Source organism: Cereibacter sp. Soil_C_27 (genome assembly GCF_057657095.1).
In genome coordinates this window covers 21,480-37,875 of sequence record NZ_JBDGJD010000009.1, presented here as the reverse complement: position 1 = coordinate 37,875, position 16,396 = coordinate 21,480, and the positions used below count along the sequence as shown (strand labels likewise).

Below are 16,396 nucleotides of genomic sequence, written 5' to 3'. Positions count from 1 at the left end.
GATCTTTTTCTTGATTCTGCATGTGGGCAGTGCATGCCACCAGAGGCTTAATCTGTGCAACTGTGCTGGTTCCACCATTCAACGCTTCTGCAGTATCTGAACCGCCAGCGAACGCTGCAGCGCCTTGGTCTCGCACCAAGGCGCGCGGAGCCACGCTTCCCACTCCTCTGGCTCTGTCAGGATCACCGGCATGGCCTTCGGGTGCGCCGGGGCGACCTCGGCGTTCGCCTCCGTTGTCAGGAAGCCGAAGAGCTCGTCCGTCGTTTCACTATCATTGATGCTCCTTACCGAAGTCCATGTCGTCCAGATCCCTGCGAAGAAGGCTGGCCGATCATCGACAACCCGGAACCAGGCGTTCCTTCCGTTAGGCATTCGGATGTCCGGGACGGCAAAGGTGGTAAAGGGCACAAGGCAGCGGCACTCGGTACCGAGCCAGCGACGCCAGTGCGGCGACTGGGTGTTGCGGATGTCCGTGACGCCGGGATCGGTCGTCTTGCCGATCATGAACTGGGGCGGCGTCGGCATGCCCCAGCGCGCCATGAGCAGCTCGAGCCCCATCTTGCTCGCGCGAATGATGGGTGCGCGATCGTCAGGACAGATGCGCTGTTGCGAAGGCAGGTTACCTGCAAGATTGGTGAACGGCACGGCAAACAGCTGACGCAGGGCATCCTGCGACTTTGCCTGAGAGTAGAGATTGCACGCCGGCTGTGCCTCTTTCGGTCCTGCGGAAACATGCGGTGAGCTGTAGAGCTCGCTCATGGTGTCGTCGGCCAGCGCCAGCATGGGAAACCTCTCCTGGAAGGCAACCGCGTCCTCGATGCAGCGAAAGTGGACCGACATCGCATCGCCCAGCCAGGCGCGATGCGCAGTGTGGGCCACGTTTGCCGCACCGAACTGGCGATGCAGCCAAGTCCAGACGTCGTTCTGAGTGCCCAAAGAGAAGAGGCCATTTTCTGGGATGAGCACGCGGATGCGCACCGGGAAGGCGTGCTCATCGATCTTGCTTTGCTTGGGGCTTCGGCGAGTCATGCAAGAACATATGAAGAACATTTGCGGACTTCGGAAGTCAGAAAGGCTGAAGCGGCTCCTTGTCGTCAGCCGAGCTGGTGTCGGAAGCATGACTTATTGGTCGGGCAAAAAGCGGTTACATTCCATTGAGCTCATCCGTAGCAGCTTCGTCTTGCAATGTTGGGCTCCGGCTTTGCGCCGCTTCCAACCGCCTCTCACCTCCGATCCGGCGATATGACGCTCGCGATGAGAGGAGGTGTGCCTTCATCACTGTTTCGGCCCATTCCGCGTCGCCAGCCTCGAATGCATCCACAAGCTCACCGTGCTGGCGGTTGCTGCGCAGCAACTCGTTTCGGGTCCAATTGTTGAAGGTAGGACTGACCACCGGCTTGCGTGCTATTGCGTTGATCATCTCAGCCAGCATGGCGTTACCACCTTGACCCCAGATGACGCGGTGGAATGCCGCGTTTATCTCGCGATAGGCGCGGCGGTCGGGTTCGGCGTTGTCGATGGCATGATCCATGCGCGCATGCAGAGATCGCAGGCGATCTAGGAAAGGCACATCAACATTCGGCACAGCAAGCCCCACCGCGATGGGCTCGACCGCAGCGCGCATGGTAAAGATGTGGATAATCTCGTCTGGATCCGTCTCAGCAACCACCGCACGGCGATAGGCTTCGCGTTGGATGACGCCCTCGGTCTGCAGCCTGCGTAGAGCTTCACGGATCGGAGTGCGGCTGACGCCGAGGCGACTGGCGAGTTCGCTTTCCGGCAGCACATCACCGCCGATGTAAGTCCCATCGGCAATCAGAGCGCGTATTCGGCTATAGATATTTTCGGCCATCCGGCACTCCGATGGAATGTTACTCAAACCCGCGTCGGGAGATCCAATCCGAAACTATCGTGGCCGCCGCAGCAAGATGATCGGGCTGGCCGACAAAATAGTGGTTCGCGCCACTGATCACTTGCATCGTCTTGTCCTGCGATGCCACGGCATCATGGATGAGTCGAGTGTGAGGCTGTGGTACTGCGTCGTCCGCCCCACATTCGACGGCAAGAAATGGTACGGTGACATGTCGCCCCGTCTGGAGGCTGTCGGCACGGGTGTGGGCGGGAGACCATTGCGACAGCCAGCTCCGCAGTGTTGAATAGCGGCCCAGACCGACGGGGCCGCTGTTCACGGTTTCTGGGTTGCCCATGTAACTCCAGCCGGGTTGACGGCCATTGGGATCAATTGTGGGATCGAGGAAACGAGGATCGGCCATCGTCCGGTGCGTGACAAAGCCACGCTCCATCTCAGCTCCACCCTTGCGGCGCAAGTCATGCAGGGTCTGTTCCACCCGTTCGGTGATCCGGCGCATTCGGTCTGCTTGCGCTTCGCGATAGCGGGCGACAAAAGCAGCGTCGAGCAATCCCCGGTCGGCGTATCCAAGCCGATAGAGATCAAGCTCCGGATCGCGATCGTCCGGGTTAGCCTCGTCCCGTACTGAAGGATCCAGCCACTCGGTCAACAACACAGCCCGCGAAGAATGTGCGGCCAGGCTTAGTACTGCATCCGCTGGGATCAGTCGGGCTGCCACAATATCCGCAGGATCGCCCGCTGGGGTTTCGGTGATCGTCGGGTTCTCGGCCTGTGACTGATAGAGCATGGTCAGTGATCCACCGCCGCTCCACCCGCAGAGCACAACTTGCTCGTAGCCCCAATCCTCACGTGCGGCCCGGATATAGCCGCCGAGATCCAGCAACACGTTTTCCATGATCAGTGCAGTGTCGTTGCGCTGATACCGGCTCCCCGCGCAGAGGACATGATAGCCGCGCTCCGCCATGGCACGTGGCAGTGGCAGCAGCTGCAAAGTCGACGCGGGGTGCATAAAGATCAGCAGGGTCGGTGATGCCACGCCCACCGGGCGGATCAGTATGCCCTCCATATTTGTAAGACCCTGACTGCCTGCGAAACCATATGTCTCTGTAAAGGCCCGATTGGCGGCAAGGGTCAGATGTTTCCAGTCGAAGGTCAGCTCATGCATTGCGGGGAACTCAGCTTGGGGCATGGGCAAGGACACCGGCATCTTCAATGTGAGTGACCCGCCCTGCTTCCGGTCGAGGTAGGTCAGGATAGGCATGGCTGGCGCTGTCGTCGTGGATGTGACAGCGCACGCGGCGTTCCTCCGACTGATTGGACAACGCGGGCTCCACGGCTTCGCAGAGTGCGGTAGTAAAAGGGCAGCGCGAGGAAAATCGGCACCCCGGCGGGATGTTCAGCGGCGACGGTACGTCCCCCCGCAGTTCTTGTCGGACGGGCGCTTTACCCGGGTCCATCCGCGGAACGGCGGCCATCAAGCGCTGCGTGTAGGGATGCAGTGGGTCTGAAAGAATATCCTCGGCTCTGCCTTCCTCCACGACCCGGCCTAGATACATCACGACCACATGGTCGCAGATATAACCGACCGTCGCGATGTCGTGCGAAATGTAGAGCACTGCCAACCCCAACTCGCGTGACAATTCATCGAGCAGTTCGAGAACGCTGGCTTGGATCGACACGTCCAGCATCGACACCGGTTCGTCCGCTACAATGAACTTCGGCTCCAAGACCAGCGCACGGGCAATGGCGATGCGTTGGCGCTGCCCACCGGACAGATCGGTAGGGTAGCGGTCGATGTTGTCGGCTGCCGGGATACGAACAAGGTCCATCGCCCGAGCCACCCGCTGCCGTCGTTCCACCGCAGTGCCAATCCGGTGAATGACCAGTGGCTCCTCAATGATCTGTCCGATGGTGAGGCGCGGGTTCAGCGAACTGTACGGGTCCTGGAAGATGATCTGGGCCTGACGCCGGTAGTCCTTGAGGGATGGGCCCTCGACATGGGTGATATCCTTGCCGCGGTAGAGCACCGCTCCACCTGTTGGCTGGTACATGCGGACCAAGGACATGCCCAATGTGGATTTGCCGCAACCGGACTCTCCGACAAGTCCGACAATCTCGCGCTCCCGGATGGTCAGGTCCACACCGTCCAACGCCCGCGCGACCATGGGTTTCTGACCAACAAGGGCACTGATGATGCCACTGCGCGCCTGAAAATGTGTCTTCAGGTCGCGCGCTTCAATGACAGTCTGCCGAAGGTCGGTCATGCCGGCTCTCCCAGTTTGTGCCAGGTTTCAGGCTGAGTAGAGGCCTCGCGAAACTCGGCTGCTCGCTCGATATAATGGCAGGCCGCGGATTGCGCGCCGACCATGACCATTGGCGGAGCGACTTCCCGGCACTTCTGGGTGGCAAAGGGACAGCGGCCAGCGAACCTGCAGCCCGGTGGAGGGCTCACCAGATTGGGAACCACGCCGGGAATCGAGATGAGCGGCTGCCGCGGTTGTCCTCGAACGGGTAATCGTGGAAATGCATTCTGCAAGCCCATCGTGTAGGGGTGCAGCGGGCGCTCCAGTACAGCGGCCGTGGGTCCGGACTCTGCCACGCAACCAGCATACATCACCACAGTCGCCTCGCAGATCTCCGCCACGACCGCGATGTCATGGGTGACAAGAATCATCGACCGCCGCATGTGGTCGTGGATGCCGCGGATGCGGGCCATGATCTGTGCCTGCATGATTGGATCCAGTGCGGTCGTGGGTTCGTCCGCCAAAAGCATTCCAGCATTGAGCGCCAGCGCCATCGCGATTACGGTCCGTTGCCGCATACCGCCAGAAAACTGATGCGGGAACTCGCGCAGGCGGGATGTCGGCAGGCCCACCAGTACGAACATCTCCTCAGCGCGAGCCCAAGCAGTTGCGCGGCTGACTGCTTCATGCGCGCGGATTGCCTCGACGATCTGATCCCCGATGCAGTAGACCGGGTCCAACGAGTTCATCGCACTTTGGGTGATCAGAGATATCCTGGTCCAACGAATATCCCGCAATGCCCGTTCCGACAGGCCAAGGATGTTCTGCCCATCGAGAAGCGCGCGACCTTGAACGATCGTACCGTCTGGCAACAGGCCCATCAGGGCCTTGACGACGGTGCTCTTTCCGCAACCGCTCTCGCCCACAAGACCAAGGTTTGTGCCTGGACGGACGTGGAAGCTGACATCCTGCACTGCGTGGAACAACCCGCGTGTGGTGCGATAGGAGATCGACAGGTTCTCGACCCGCAACTCTGCGGCGGGTTTCGTGGCCAGCTTCTCGGTCAGTTGCGCCAGCGACATCAGCGTCTCCTCAGCCGCGGATTGGTCTGTTCCTCATAGGCCCGGCCGATGAGGTACAAGGACGACACCAGTAGAACCAAAGCTAGCGAAGGCGGCACGACCCACCACCAGGCGGTGCGCAGATTGCCACTGGAAAATGCGGTGTTCAGCATCTGTCCCCAAGAAATCGCTTGCGGATCGCCGAGGCCGAGAAAAGACAGGCTCGCTTCCGTCAGGATGGCAAAAGCGACGGACATCGTGACCCACAGGAACACAACACGGAACACGTTCGGCAGGATGTGCCGCAGGATGATGTGCAGGTGAGAGGCGCCGGCAGCGCGAGCCCATTTCACATATACCCGCTCGCGCTCCGTAAGGACTGCCGACCGAATGATGCGCGCTCCGTTACGCCAAAACAGGACCGTGATGACAAGGATGATGTTTTCTATGCTTGGGCCCAAGAGGGCTACCGCAACAATAGAAAAGGGCAGAGTGGGGATCGACAAAGCAATGTCGGTAATCCTCATCAACACATCGTCGATCAGCCCGCCGAAGTAGCCTGACACAACACCGAATAAGGTGGAGATGAAACCTACGGCAATCGCTGCCACCGTTCCCACAAGCAGTGCTACGCGGAAGCCGTGCAGGAATTGGCTTAGGACGTCCTGACCAAAGGCCGTCGTTCCAAAGGGATGGGCAGCCGTGGGCGGAGCCAGCCGGTTCAGCCTCCCGCTTTCGGTGAGCATCGCCTGAAAGGGATCGTATGGCGAAAGCCAAGGCGCGAACACGGCCAGCGCAACAAACAGCATCAGAACCGCAACGCCGACGACCGCGAAGCTGTCCTGCATCATCATGCGGAGGGAGTCTCTCGCGAACGCCCATGGGCTACGACCGCGAATAGCCGCCGGTTCGGGGGACACTGTCATTTGTACACCACCCTTGGATCAAGCTTGCCGTAGACAAGGTCTGCCGCGAGGTTCGCCAGCACGATCATGACGGCCAGCAGGAAGAAGGCCGCCTGCGCGAGCGGATAGTCCTGTCGTGTTACGGCAAGTACGAGTTCGCGCCCGACACCCGGCCAAGAAAAGACTATCTCGATCACCACGATCCCAGCGATGGTTTCGGCAAGCGCCGGAAACAGCCATGTAATAAGCGGCAGCATGGAGTTTCGCGCGGCATGCCAGGCGACCCGGCGTGGCGGCACTCCCTTGGCACGAACTAACTCGATGTAGTCTTCGGTCCGATTCTCAACCACGCCGGACCGCATCAGCAAGAGGTTTTCAGGGAGAAAGTAGATGACGACCGCGATAAGCGGCAGCGTAAGATGGTGCAGGAAGTCCAAGGTCAGGTAGCGGGCAAAGCCTGTTGTCTCACCCGGATCACCCATGCCAAAGCCGGGGAACCAGCCCAGGGTACTTGAGAACACGGTGAGCAACGCAATACCAATGACGAAGTTAGGTACCCCGCGGATGACAGTCGCCAAGAAAATCCCTGACCGCTCAAGCTTGCCGCCGCGCTTGGCCCAGCCAACCGCAGTGCCGATCACCGCCCCGATCGCTGCACCTAGTAGGAGACCCGGAACCGCCAGCCACAAGGTGTTGACGATCAGCGGGAACAGTACTTCCCACACCGGTTTACGATAGAAAAACGAAGATCCGAAATCGCCCTGCAAAAGATTGCCCAAGTAGGCGATATACTGATCCCAGAGGGATCCTGTCAGACCCCATCGTTCCAGCAGCACCTGCCGTGCCTCGTCAGTCAAACCGCGTTCCAGCAGAACGGCCGTCGGATCGGCAGGCATGACGCGAAACATGAAGAACATGATCGTCGTGACGGCCCAAACCACCAGCACGCTCTGGGCAAGGCGACGAAGGATATAGGCGCGCATGGCAACCTCTGGGCATGCCTGGATCAAGACGGCAAAGGCCGCGCAATGCTACAGGCTGTCTGCAGGAAAGGATGGAGCCTGCCGCAAAGGTCCGCGGCAGGCCTATCAGCCCAAGCGTTTATTGCTTGGGATAATGCAGTCGTCCGCTGGCATCCCAGCCGTAACCTGCGGCTTCCAGAGTCGCCTTGGCGGCCTCGATGTCGAAGGGAATTTCCGGCAGGTTCGGGTTGTGCCAGAGGCCGATCTGCGTCGGAACGGGACCTTCACCGGCGGGCACGGCAAAGCCCAGCCAGCCTTCATTCGCGGCGCGCTGCTTCGACGTAGCCTGGCGCAGGGCCTTGCGGAAGGCGGCGTCAGTAAACGGTGCCTTTTCGTTGTTCAACCAGATCAGCATTGAGCCATGCGAGGGGATTTCAAGAAAGTCGAGGTGGTCGTTCTCCGCGGCGAGATCGCTCATGGCTGCAACCGGCAGCACCATACTGGCAACGTCTCCAGTCCCGTCTACCATGGCCGATCGGATCGCATCGGCCTGACCCAGCGCCAGCCGGCGCAGACCATCATATTGCGCCGGATTGAAATGCTCCGCGAAGGTTTCCAAATCATGCGTTTCATTCACACGCCAAGACTTGAACTTGAACGGCCCGCTGCCGATCACCGCGCCGTCGGCCACCACGTCGCGAGCTACCATATCTCCTTCGTAATCCGCCCAGATGTGCTCCGGCAGAATGAATGCATAGGGCAGAACGGTGGTGATGAACGATGCATCCGGCGTCTTGAGGGTGACGTTGAACGTCAGGTCGTCAATTTTTTCAGCACCGGACAGGTTCGCGATACGAGAGGACATGGCTGGCGGTTGCAACTCCACCACCTTGTTGAGCGTGAACACCGCGTCGTCCGCTGTCACTGCTTCGCCGTCATGGAAGGTCATGCCCTCACGCAGCGTGATCTTCACGGTTTGCGGGTCAGTAAATTCCCATGCACTGGCCGCCCATGGTACAGTCTCGCCCTCGGAGTTGTTCTTGGCGAAGGTGTCATAGACAAAGCGTAGCCAACCAACTGCCCCCTCCTCGGCCATCGGGTTATAGGTGGTGACATCCTCGTAATGCGCCCAGTCGAGGATACGATCGTCGGTCAGCGGACGCGCGGAGAGCCACGGGTCGATCAGACCTTCATGGGCGGCAACTGGTTCGGGGCTGGTGACATTCTCCCATTTGTCGCTGTTCCACAAAATGCCGTAGACGGTGTTCGTCGCTGGCCACCACGGCATCTTGTCGTAGAAATACTGTTGCGCTTCGTGAACGAGCTTCACGCGCTCAGCTGGATCGACGATTTCGCGCTGCTTCTGAACAAGTGCGGTATACTCTTCGTCGCACCACTTCGCTCCGTTCCGCCGTGCGCCGCAGGCACCGAGATCGTGCAACCAGTAAGTCGGATCAACCCTATCGGGATCTGCGCCGACGGTGAAGACCGCCATGTCCTCTAGCCCACCGCCAACCATGATGTTGGAGATAAAGCTGCTGAATTGGATGGGTTGCATCTGGAAGGATAATCCCAGCTTCGCCCATTCCTCGGACAGCACTCGGGCCGATTGCTCGTACATTGGCCCCATATCAGTCGCATAATAGACAAGCTGGATCTCCGGCACCGGCTCTCCCAGATCCTGGGCTGCGGCGGCACCGCACAACGCGGCAATACTCGCTGGCAGCCACAAGGGCGCGGCCAGCCTCCTGATGGTGGCAGTCATGTCCTCTCCTCCCTTAAGCGCCGTTTATGCGCGCTGGAACCGTCCGCAGTGCGGGTGGTCTCCTCCTCCATCGCGTGGTCGGTGCAGATCAAAAGTGTATACGATAATTTAATGTGTCAATGTTTTTCTTCTTGATGTTTGAGCATAATTGACAAAAGTGAATACAAGTCGATGCGTGTCTTGAGATGACAAGGCTCAGTTAAGCTAGTCTCAAAACATCACAAGTGGCAGGGGAGGCCGGGGTGGAACGATCTTGGGTGACCAGTGCGAACAGCGCTGACAACGACTTTCCGCTGGCGAATTTGCCTTACGGCGTCTTCGCGACAGGCGGTGAAAAGCCGCGGTGCGGCATTGCCATCGGCGACAAAGTCCTAGACCTATCCGTCTTGGCGGCTGCCGGCATACTGCACGCAGATTGTGGATTTGCCGATGGCGAGCTGAACACCTTTATGTCCAAGGGCGCTGAGCTCTGGGCCGAAACGCGTGCCCGCGTCACAGACTTGCTGGCCGAGTCAGGGTCAGGCGAGCTGCGAAAAGACCCGGATCTGTTGGACCGTGCCCTCCTGCCAATGAAAAGCGTGCAGATGCGGCTGCCCTTTCGCGTCACTGGCTACACCGACTTCTATGCAGGTCGCCAGCATGCCTTTAATTCCGGTTCCATCCTGCGGGGGCCTGAGAACGCTCTGACTCCAAACTGGTCTCACATGCCCATCGGCTACAATGGCCGCACCTCAACAGTCGTCGTCTCCGGCACTCCTGTACGCCGCCCACTAGGCCAAATCTTGCTGCCAGGCTCCGATGTACCCAACCTCTCCGCCTCGCGTCGCCTTGACATCGAAGTCGAGTTCGGTGCCGTGGTGGGGATACCTACCGAGATGGGCCAGACCCTGTCGGTGGCCGAGGCTTGGGAGCATCTGTTCGGCTTCGTGCTTCTGAACGATTGGTCGGCCCGTGACATCCAGCGATGGGAAGGCCAGCCCCTTGGGCCGTTCCAGTCGAAGGCCTTTGCAACAACTGTAAGCCCTTGGGTCGTGACCCGCGCCGCGCTGGAGCCGTTCCGCAGCAAAGGCTGGCCACGCGACCAGACCTTGCTACCCTATCTAAATGAAGCTGAGGACTATTTCTTCGACCTCCAATTGGAAGCACATCTTGAAGCGAAGGGCACGGCTACCAGCCGCGTCGTCCAGACCAACACGAAACACTTGTACTACTCCGCTCCGCAGCTGCTAGCCCATCACGCCCTATGCGGATGCCGCATGGAGAGTGGCGACCTTTTGGGATCCGGGACGATCTCGGGTCCAGAGCGCGGCAGCTTTGGGTGCCTCATGGAGCAGACATGGGGCGGACGCGATCCCGTTGAGTTAACGGACGGCGGCACCCGACTGTTTCTCGAAGACGGCGACATCGTCACGCTGACGGGCTGGGGCCAAGCTGATGATTATCGCATTGGATTTGGCCAGTGCGAAGGCCAGATTCTGCCCGCACCAACAAAAGTAGGAGCAATCTAATGCGGTTATGCCGATACGACGAAAACCGATTGGGAGTGGTGCGAGGCAATGCCGTGCATGACGTGACTGCGGTGCTGGAGGAGCTGCCGACCTTCCGCTACCCGCTGCCCGATCACGACCCGCTGATTGCCGCGCTGCCTGATCTGCGCGCGCGGATTGAGAAAATGGCCGACGAGGCTGCTGCAGTCTCTCTTGGAAGCGTTAGGCTATTGCCCCCGGTCGCCTCGCCGCGCAAGATCGTGGCAGCACCGGTGAATTATCGCTTGCACCTTGATGAGGCACTGGCTGATCCCACAATCCACCACCAGACAAACATCATGCCCATCGACAAGGCTGGCCTGTTTCTGAAAGCCACGAGTTCGCTGATTGGGGCTTCGTCACCTGTCATCCTACGCCATCCCGACCGCCGCAATGACCACGAAATCGAACTAGTCGCGGTTATGGGCCGCCGTGCCGACCGTGTCTCTGCCGCAGAAGCGCTGTCTTACGTGGCAGGCTACTGCATCGGATTGGATATGACGATGCGTGGCACCGAAGAGCGCAGCATGCGGAAATCGATCGACACCTATTCAGTGCTCGGCCCATGGATGGTGACGGCAGACGAACTGGCCGATCCGTCGAACCTATCGATGGAACTCACGGTCAATGGCGAGATCCGCCAGCAAGCCAGTACCGCTGACCTTATCCGCGATCTTCCGACGCTGATCGAGCGCGCCTCTTCCTTCTACACGCTGATGCCGGGCGACTTGATCTTCACCGGCACACCTGAAGGTGTCAGCGGGGTGCAATCTGGTGACGTAATGGTAGCCACGATCCAATGTATCGGAAGGATGCAAGTGTCGGTTCAGGCGGACCGGTAGGAAAAACAGATGGAATATTGCAGCGTGAACGGCTTGGTGCGGCAGGACGCAACACTGGATCAGCTAATCTGGTCAGACTCTGAGATCATTGCCGCATTGTCATCATCGGTGCCGATCCCGCCAGGAGATCTGGTCTATACCGGCACCCCTGCCGGCGTCGGCCCGCTGGCGCATGGCGATATCTGCACCGTCCACATCAAAGGCCCTGCTCCAGTCACTACCGTCATTGCCCCGCGCACGTCATGATCTTGCGTCTGCACAACTACTTCCGCTCTTCCACCTCCATCCGCGTCCGGGTCGCGCTGGGGTTGAAAGGGCTCGACTACGACTATGTTGCTTGGAACCTCCGCGCCGAGAAGCACTCTTCACCTGAGTATCGTGGGATCAATCCGCAGGGACTGGTGCCTGCCCTTGAGGTGGACGGCTTGGTGCTCACACAGTCGCTGGCGATCATTGAGTATCTAGAGGAGCGCTTCCCCACCCCTCCGCTTCTTCCCGCCGATCTGGCTGGTCGCGCACGGGTACGCGCTTTGGCGAACATGATCGGTTGCGACATCCATCCGCTAAACAACCTGCGTGTCTTACGGCAACTGGAAACTCGCTTCGGAGCAGGTCCAGACGCGCAGGCCGACTGGTTTCGTCATTGGGTAGGCGAAACCTTTCAAGCGCTGGAGGCGATGCTGGCAACAGATTCAGCTACCGGTCGCTTCTGCCACGGGGACACGCCCGGCCTCGCCGATATCTGCGTCTATGCCCAAGTGCTGAACAACACCCGTTTTGGGATTGACGTATCCGAGTGGCCTGCCATCTCGCGCATTTTCGCAGCCATCGGAGATCTGGAAGCGTTCCGTGCAGCCGCTCCTGGCCTGCAGCCGGACGCCGTTTGATGCTAGCGAGTACCTTTCGTGCGGGACCGGCTTATGGGGGGCGTCCCGAAGCAGCCAAACAGAGCTAGGACGCGAAAGGCGATCAGGTTTAGGCGCAGATTCTCAGCGATGCATATGCCACCTTATCGGCAGCCGAACGTCACTACCCCATAGCGCAGCCCCGAAATGCGGCGGTCAATAGGTTCTATGCTTGATCCTCTGAGGACGACTGATGCCAAGCCCACCAGAGCGCCATGACCTGAAAGGCGGCAAGACAACCCAAGGAATAAAAGTAGGGAGTTTTCGTTAAATCTGCTTCCGTCCAAGCGAATACGACACCAAGACCATACTGAATTGCGAAGGTGGTAAGGATGACAGCAGTGTTCATCAGTGCATTAGATATCCCAATCATGTCTTTGCTCTGGGCAAGAGCCACGTAGGCGTAGGATAGAGTCACCACGTTATAGGTAAGGGAAAACAGCAGCCAGGCGGCCGGATTGGCGGCAACTGGCCCGGCGATGAGCACTATCTCTGCAATGATGAACAAAAAAGCACTACCCAGTACAACATGGCGATAGTTGATACCGAACCTCTGGAGCAAGCTTGAGATCATGCCGCCAAGGGCCGAGCCTATGGTCAATGCGACGGCCATGGCCGTCAATGTCCATGAAATTCGGTCAATAGGGTAATCGGCAACACTCTGCATCCAGGTAGCGGCCCAAAGCCCCTGCATGGCGGTACCGGTTCCAAAGCACAGTGCGGACAGCGGAAGATAGCTTCTTAGCCGCGAATTGCGCGCAGCAACCGGAACACTGCGAAGCCGTTCACGCCAAGAGACTCGTCTCGACTGCTTTGGGTCAGGGGTGGCCACGAAGATCGCGCACGCCAGGACGAGGATGAGACAGGCCAAAACTAGAAATATCTGCTGCCATGTCCAAACCTGAATCAGCAGGCTCACTGGTCGTGTTGCACCGAGGGCGCCCAGCCCTCCCGCCGCGAGGAAGAGGCCTGTCGCAAGAGGCAGTTGACGGGCCGTCAGCCAGAGGTTCGCTGTTTGAAATGAGGCGACCAGACAGCCCGCCAGACCGATGCCTATGAGGAGCCGCGCAAGGACCAGCACGACAACATCATTCGACAGGCCGAACGTGGCGACACCGATAGCCGCTGTGCACAGAAGTGCGGCTTGCACGCGGCGAGGACCATAGGCATCCAGACAGATACCGATTGGTATCTGTGCCAAGCCTAGACCAAGGAAATATGCCGCAGTCAGAAATCCCAAAGCATTAGGTCCTAGCCCCAGATCCTGCTGGAGGGCGGGAGCCAGAATGGCGTTCACGGTGCGGAAGAAGAGCGAAAAGAAATAGGCGGTCCCGAACAGAAACAGGACGAAGAACAGCCGCCCCTTTCCGAGGCCGCTGTCGTCGGTGTCAGATACCCCCATTAGAACATCGTTCTGGGCAGCAGCAACGCGATGATTGGAAACGCCGTAAGGATCCCAACACCTGCGAGCAGGATCAGCCAGTAAGGCATAGAGGCCCAAGCGGCCTGCAGCAGCGTCACACGGTTTCCCGTAATTCCCGAGATGATGTAGAGGTTCATCCCTACTGGCGGGGTCAGCATTCCCACCTCAATCAGGATGGTGACGATGACGCCCAACCACACCGGATCGAAGCCAACGCCTGTCATGACCGGAAAGACGATGGGCAGGGTCATCAGCATCAACGATATGCCGTCGAAGAAGCAGCCAAGGACGACATAGAATACACATACGGCGAGGAGGACCATCATGGGCGACATGTTCATGGCCTCGATCGAGGACATGACCTCTCGCGGAAGGCCCAAGATCGAGATTGCTTGGGAAAGGATTAGGGCACCGAGCATTACGACGCCGATCGCAACGAACACCTGCACCGAGTCCGCAAATGCATCCCACAGCTTCCGGAACGTAAGTCCACCCCAAGCGAATCCGAGGATAATCGAGGAGAGAACACCCAGGCCCGCGGCCTCTGTGGGCGTCGCCAAGCCAAGATAGATCGTTCCTAGGACCGCAAAAATCAGCAGCGCGAAGGGCCAAATCGGCAGCAGTCCGGCCAAGGCAGCACCAAGACCAACGTTATCTCCTCCCGCAGGAACAGCTCCATCAGTCCGACTGACCACAAAGCCGATGTAGAGCATCATCATCACGGCAAGCATGAGCCCGGGAAGAAGGCCGGCTAGGAACAGTTGGCCAATGGAGACCTGCTGCGTAGCGCCGTAGATCAGCAAGGAAAGGCTGGGCGGGATCAGCAAACCCAGGGTTCCTCCTGCCGCAAGCGTTCCGACGACGGCCTTAGGTTCGTATCCTCGTTTTACCAGTTCAGGATAAGCAACGGAGCCGACAGCGGCAGCGGTCGAGGTCGAAGCACCCGACACCGAGCCAAACAGTGCGCTTACGGCAATGTTCGTGTGGAGTAGCTTGCCTGGAATCCGCATGAAAAGAGGAGCTACGGCTGTGTAGAGACGGCTGCTGACGCCGCTTACGAGCAAGATTTCCCCCATGAAAATGAATAGGGGAACCGCGCTCAATGTGAAATCGGTGAAGACATTCCACATTGCATTAACAGCTAGGTCGGTTGCTCCGCCGACCACAAATTGCAGGATTACCATCCCTGTAAGCGCAAGCCCCAGTCCGATAGGCAAGCCGGTGACTGCGGTGAGAAGAAAGCCGGCGGCGATTACGAGCCATACCATCATTCACCCCCTCCCGCGGGATGGGAAGGTCTGTCCGGCTCTACCGGCGCGATGGCGAGAAACAAGGCTGCGAGCCCCGACAGGAGACATGACAGCGGGAGCAAGGCTGTCCATGGCCACAGGATCAGCCGGCTGCCCGCGCTGCGCGCATCAAGCGCCAGAGTGATCTGCAGATAGTCCCACGTCAGCTTTCCGAACCAGACGCAGAAACCAAAGATCAGCAGATGCGCCACGCGTCGCATGATGGCCTTACCACGCGACGACAGCAGGTCCGGGACGATGGAGACGCAAATATGGGTCTGGCGCCAGGTCACGACCGGCAGGCCGGCGAAAATCATCGACATGAAGAGCAGACCCACCAGCTCCTCGGTGAAGGCGAAGGGGGAACCGATCAAGTATCGCATGACTGAAGAAAGTGTGACGAATACCGCCATCATTACGCCAAGACCCGCCGCAAGGCGCGCGAGAACTGAGGCCAGCCGGTTAGTCCAATGTATCGCAAGCAAGTGCTATCCCCCAAAGGCATTTCATGGGTGCCAGGCACAAAGCGCGGTCTGTTCAAGACGCGCGCCTTGTGCCCGCGTTTACTTCACGGCTTCGCTGATTGTCTGATAGACTTGTTCGGCATTTCCGCCGGCTCCCGCTGAGAGCTCCTTCCAGACCTCGCCAGCCGTGGCGACGAATGCCTCGCGATCGCTTTCGGGGAATGGCTCGAGCAATTCTCCCCCGCTGGCATAAAACTGTTCCATTGCTTTTTCGTCGTTTTCACCGCTCAGATAGGACGCGAAGGAGCTCTTTTCGGCCTCGGCCGCGGCATCAAGAACGATCTTCTGAACATCTTCCGGCAACGCATCGTAGGCGGTTTGCGATGCAATGAGGTTCAGAGGGTGCAGCACATAAGGGAAGAGATAGCTCGCATAGGGGGCGACCTCCTGCAGCGAGACGGTTACCGCCAGTCCGATAGGATAAACGGCGCAATCGACCACCCCGGTCTGCATTGCAACATAAAGATCGTTCTGTCCGATGATCTGCGCAGAGATCCCCATCTTTTCGAAGACGTCGACGTGGAACTGCTCCCAGACGCGGATCTTCTTGCCTTGGAGGTCTTCCAGTGTCCTCACAGGCTCCTTGCACATGATATGCGTGTCCCGCACCGCATGGCCGATGAAGCCCAGCAGCTTGATGCCGGCCTCATCGTAGGTCTCCTCGTAGATCGTCCGGAGCTCGGGAAGTATCCTCTGAAGTGTTTCGGGTTCGGCGACAACGCCGGGCGGGAGCGTATAAGCATATTGTGGCTTGTCGCGCGTCAGATAGCCGGGATAGATCCCCGCCGCTTGGATAATGTTGCCACGCGGCAAAATGCGCAGCATGTCAGCATCCTTGACACCAAGGCTGCCGCCCGAGAACACCGTGATGTCCAGCTTATCGCCGGCTTGTTCAGACACTGCGTCCGCGAAGGCTTGATAAGCCTGTGCCTCAGGGCGCCCGGGTACAAACACGATGTGCATTTTCCATTCGGCGTCTGCGGCCGAGGCCATGTTCGGCTCGGCGAATGCCGCTCCTGTCAGCACCAGAGCGGTACCGACAAGAAGCGATTTGAAGCTGTGTGGGTGGGACATATTCTTC

The 16,396-nt window shown here is 59.1% G+C and carries 16 protein-coding genes; 4 read left to right on the top strand and 12 right to left on the bottom strand.

Annotated elements, in window-relative coordinates:
* Nucleotides 1-78: 78 nt before the first annotated feature.
* The 8 genes from AC3A5Z_RS22135 to AC3A5Z_RS22100 form a co-directional block, all read right to left on the bottom strand.
* Nucleotides 79-1,029 carry an SOS response-associated peptidase gene (locus tag AC3A5Z_RS22135; RefSeq protein ID WP_487521440.1) on the bottom strand — a complete coding sequence of 317 codons (951 nt, stop codon included), beginning with the start codon at nucleotides 1,027-1,029 and terminating at the stop codon, nucleotides 79-81.
* A 115-nt stretch (nucleotides 1,030-1,144) separates the two neighbouring features.
* Nucleotides 1,145-1,852, bottom strand: a complete 708-nt coding sequence (locus AC3A5Z_RS22130; RefSeq protein ID WP_487521439.1) for a GntR family transcriptional regulator — start codon at nucleotides 1,850-1,852, stop codon at nucleotides 1,145-1,147.
* A gap of 19 nt (nucleotides 1,853-1,871) precedes the next feature.
* On the bottom strand, nucleotides 1,872-3,131 hold the full coding sequence (locus AC3A5Z_RS22125; RefSeq protein WP_487521438.1) for an alpha/beta hydrolase: 1,260 nt from the start codon (nucleotides 3,129-3,131) through the stop codon (nucleotides 1,872-1,874).
* Nucleotides 3,046-4,134, bottom strand: coding sequence for an ABC transporter ATP-binding protein (locus tag AC3A5Z_RS22120; protein ID WP_487521437.1), 1,089 nt, complete (start codon nucleotides 4,132-4,134; stop codon nucleotides 3,046-3,048). The genes AC3A5Z_RS22125 and AC3A5Z_RS22120 overlap by 86 nt, the downstream gene beginning before the upstream one ends.
* Nucleotides 4,131-5,195, bottom strand: a complete 1,065-nt coding sequence (locus tag AC3A5Z_RS22115; RefSeq protein ID WP_487521436.1) for an ABC transporter ATP-binding protein — start codon at nucleotides 5,193-5,195, stop codon at nucleotides 4,131-4,133. Before AC3A5Z_RS22115 ends, AC3A5Z_RS22120 begins: the two co-directional genes overlap by 4 nt.
* On the bottom strand, nucleotides 5,195-6,100 hold the full coding sequence (locus tag AC3A5Z_RS22110; protein ID WP_487521435.1) for an ABC transporter permease: 906 nt from the start codon (nucleotides 6,098-6,100) through the stop codon (nucleotides 5,195-5,197). Before AC3A5Z_RS22110 ends, AC3A5Z_RS22115 begins: the two co-directional genes overlap by 1 nt.
* Nucleotides 6,097-7,062, bottom strand: coding sequence for an ABC transporter permease (locus AC3A5Z_RS22105; RefSeq protein WP_487521434.1), 966 nt, complete (start codon nucleotides 7,060-7,062; stop codon nucleotides 6,097-6,099). Before AC3A5Z_RS22105 ends, AC3A5Z_RS22110 begins: the two co-directional genes overlap by 4 nt.
* Before the next feature lie 118 nt (nucleotides 7,063-7,180).
* Nucleotides 7,181-8,806 carry an ABC transporter substrate-binding protein gene (locus AC3A5Z_RS22100; protein ID WP_487521433.1) on the bottom strand — a complete coding sequence of 542 codons (1,626 nt, stop codon included), beginning with the start codon at nucleotides 8,804-8,806 and terminating at the stop codon, nucleotides 7,181-7,183.
* A 257-nt stretch (nucleotides 8,807-9,063) separates the two neighbouring features.
* On the opposite strand from AC3A5Z_RS22100, the gene fahA reads away from it, so the two are divergent.
* Genes fahA through maiA form a run of 4 tightly spaced genes read left to right on the top strand, consistent with a single transcriptional unit; the run spans nucleotide 9,064 to nucleotide 12,061 of the window.
* Nucleotides 9,064-10,314, top strand: coding sequence for a fumarylacetoacetase (gene fahA, locus AC3A5Z_RS22095; protein WP_487521432.1), 1,251 nt, complete (start codon nucleotides 9,064-9,066; stop codon nucleotides 10,312-10,314).
* Nucleotides 10,314-11,174 carry a fumarylacetoacetate hydrolase family protein gene (locus AC3A5Z_RS22090; RefSeq protein ID WP_487521431.1) on the top strand — a complete coding sequence of 287 codons (861 nt, stop codon included), beginning with the start codon at nucleotides 10,314-10,316 and terminating at the stop codon, nucleotides 11,172-11,174. Before fahA ends, AC3A5Z_RS22090 begins: the two co-directional genes overlap by 1 nt.
* 9 nt (nucleotides 11,175-11,183) lie before the next feature.
* Complete coding sequence (locus tag AC3A5Z_RS22085; RefSeq protein ID WP_487521430.1) at nucleotides 11,184-11,420, top strand: fumarylacetoacetate hydrolase family protein; 237 nt, start codon at nucleotides 11,184-11,186, stop codon at nucleotides 11,418-11,420.
* On the top strand, nucleotides 11,417-12,061 hold the full coding sequence (gene maiA / locus AC3A5Z_RS22080) for a maleylacetoacetate isomerase (RefSeq protein WP_487521429.1): 645 nt from the start codon (nucleotides 11,417-11,419) through the stop codon (nucleotides 12,059-12,061). Before AC3A5Z_RS22085 ends, maiA begins: the two co-directional genes overlap by 4 nt.
* 184 nt (nucleotides 12,062-12,245) lie before the next feature.
* On the opposite strand, the gene AC3A5Z_RS22075 is transcribed toward maiA, so the two are convergent.
* From AC3A5Z_RS22075 to AC3A5Z_RS22060, 4 genes are all read right to left on the bottom strand, one after another.
* Nucleotides 12,246-13,481 carry an MFS transporter gene (locus AC3A5Z_RS22075; protein ID WP_487521428.1) on the bottom strand — a complete coding sequence of 412 codons (1,236 nt, stop codon included), beginning with the start codon at nucleotides 13,479-13,481 and terminating at the stop codon, nucleotides 12,246-12,248.
* Nucleotides 13,481-14,773 carry a TRAP transporter large permease gene (locus AC3A5Z_RS22070; RefSeq protein WP_487521427.1) on the bottom strand — a complete coding sequence of 431 codons (1,293 nt, stop codon included), beginning with the start codon at nucleotides 14,771-14,773 and terminating at the stop codon, nucleotides 13,481-13,483. The genes AC3A5Z_RS22075 and AC3A5Z_RS22070 overlap by 1 nt, the downstream gene beginning before the upstream one ends.
* Nucleotides 14,770-15,204, bottom strand: coding sequence for a TRAP transporter small permease (locus tag AC3A5Z_RS22065; protein ID WP_487521426.1), 435 nt, complete (start codon nucleotides 15,202-15,204; stop codon nucleotides 14,770-14,772). The genes AC3A5Z_RS22070 and AC3A5Z_RS22065 overlap by 4 nt, the downstream gene beginning before the upstream one ends.
* 150 nt (nucleotides 15,205-15,354) lie before the next feature.
* The gene (locus tag AC3A5Z_RS22060; protein WP_487521425.1) at nucleotides 15,355-16,389 is read right to left on the bottom strand and encodes a TRAP transporter substrate-binding protein; all 1,035 of its coding nucleotides are present in this window, start codon (nucleotides 16,387-16,389) and stop codon (nucleotides 15,355-15,357) included.
* Between the last annotated feature and the right edge of the window lie 7 nt (nucleotides 16,390-16,396).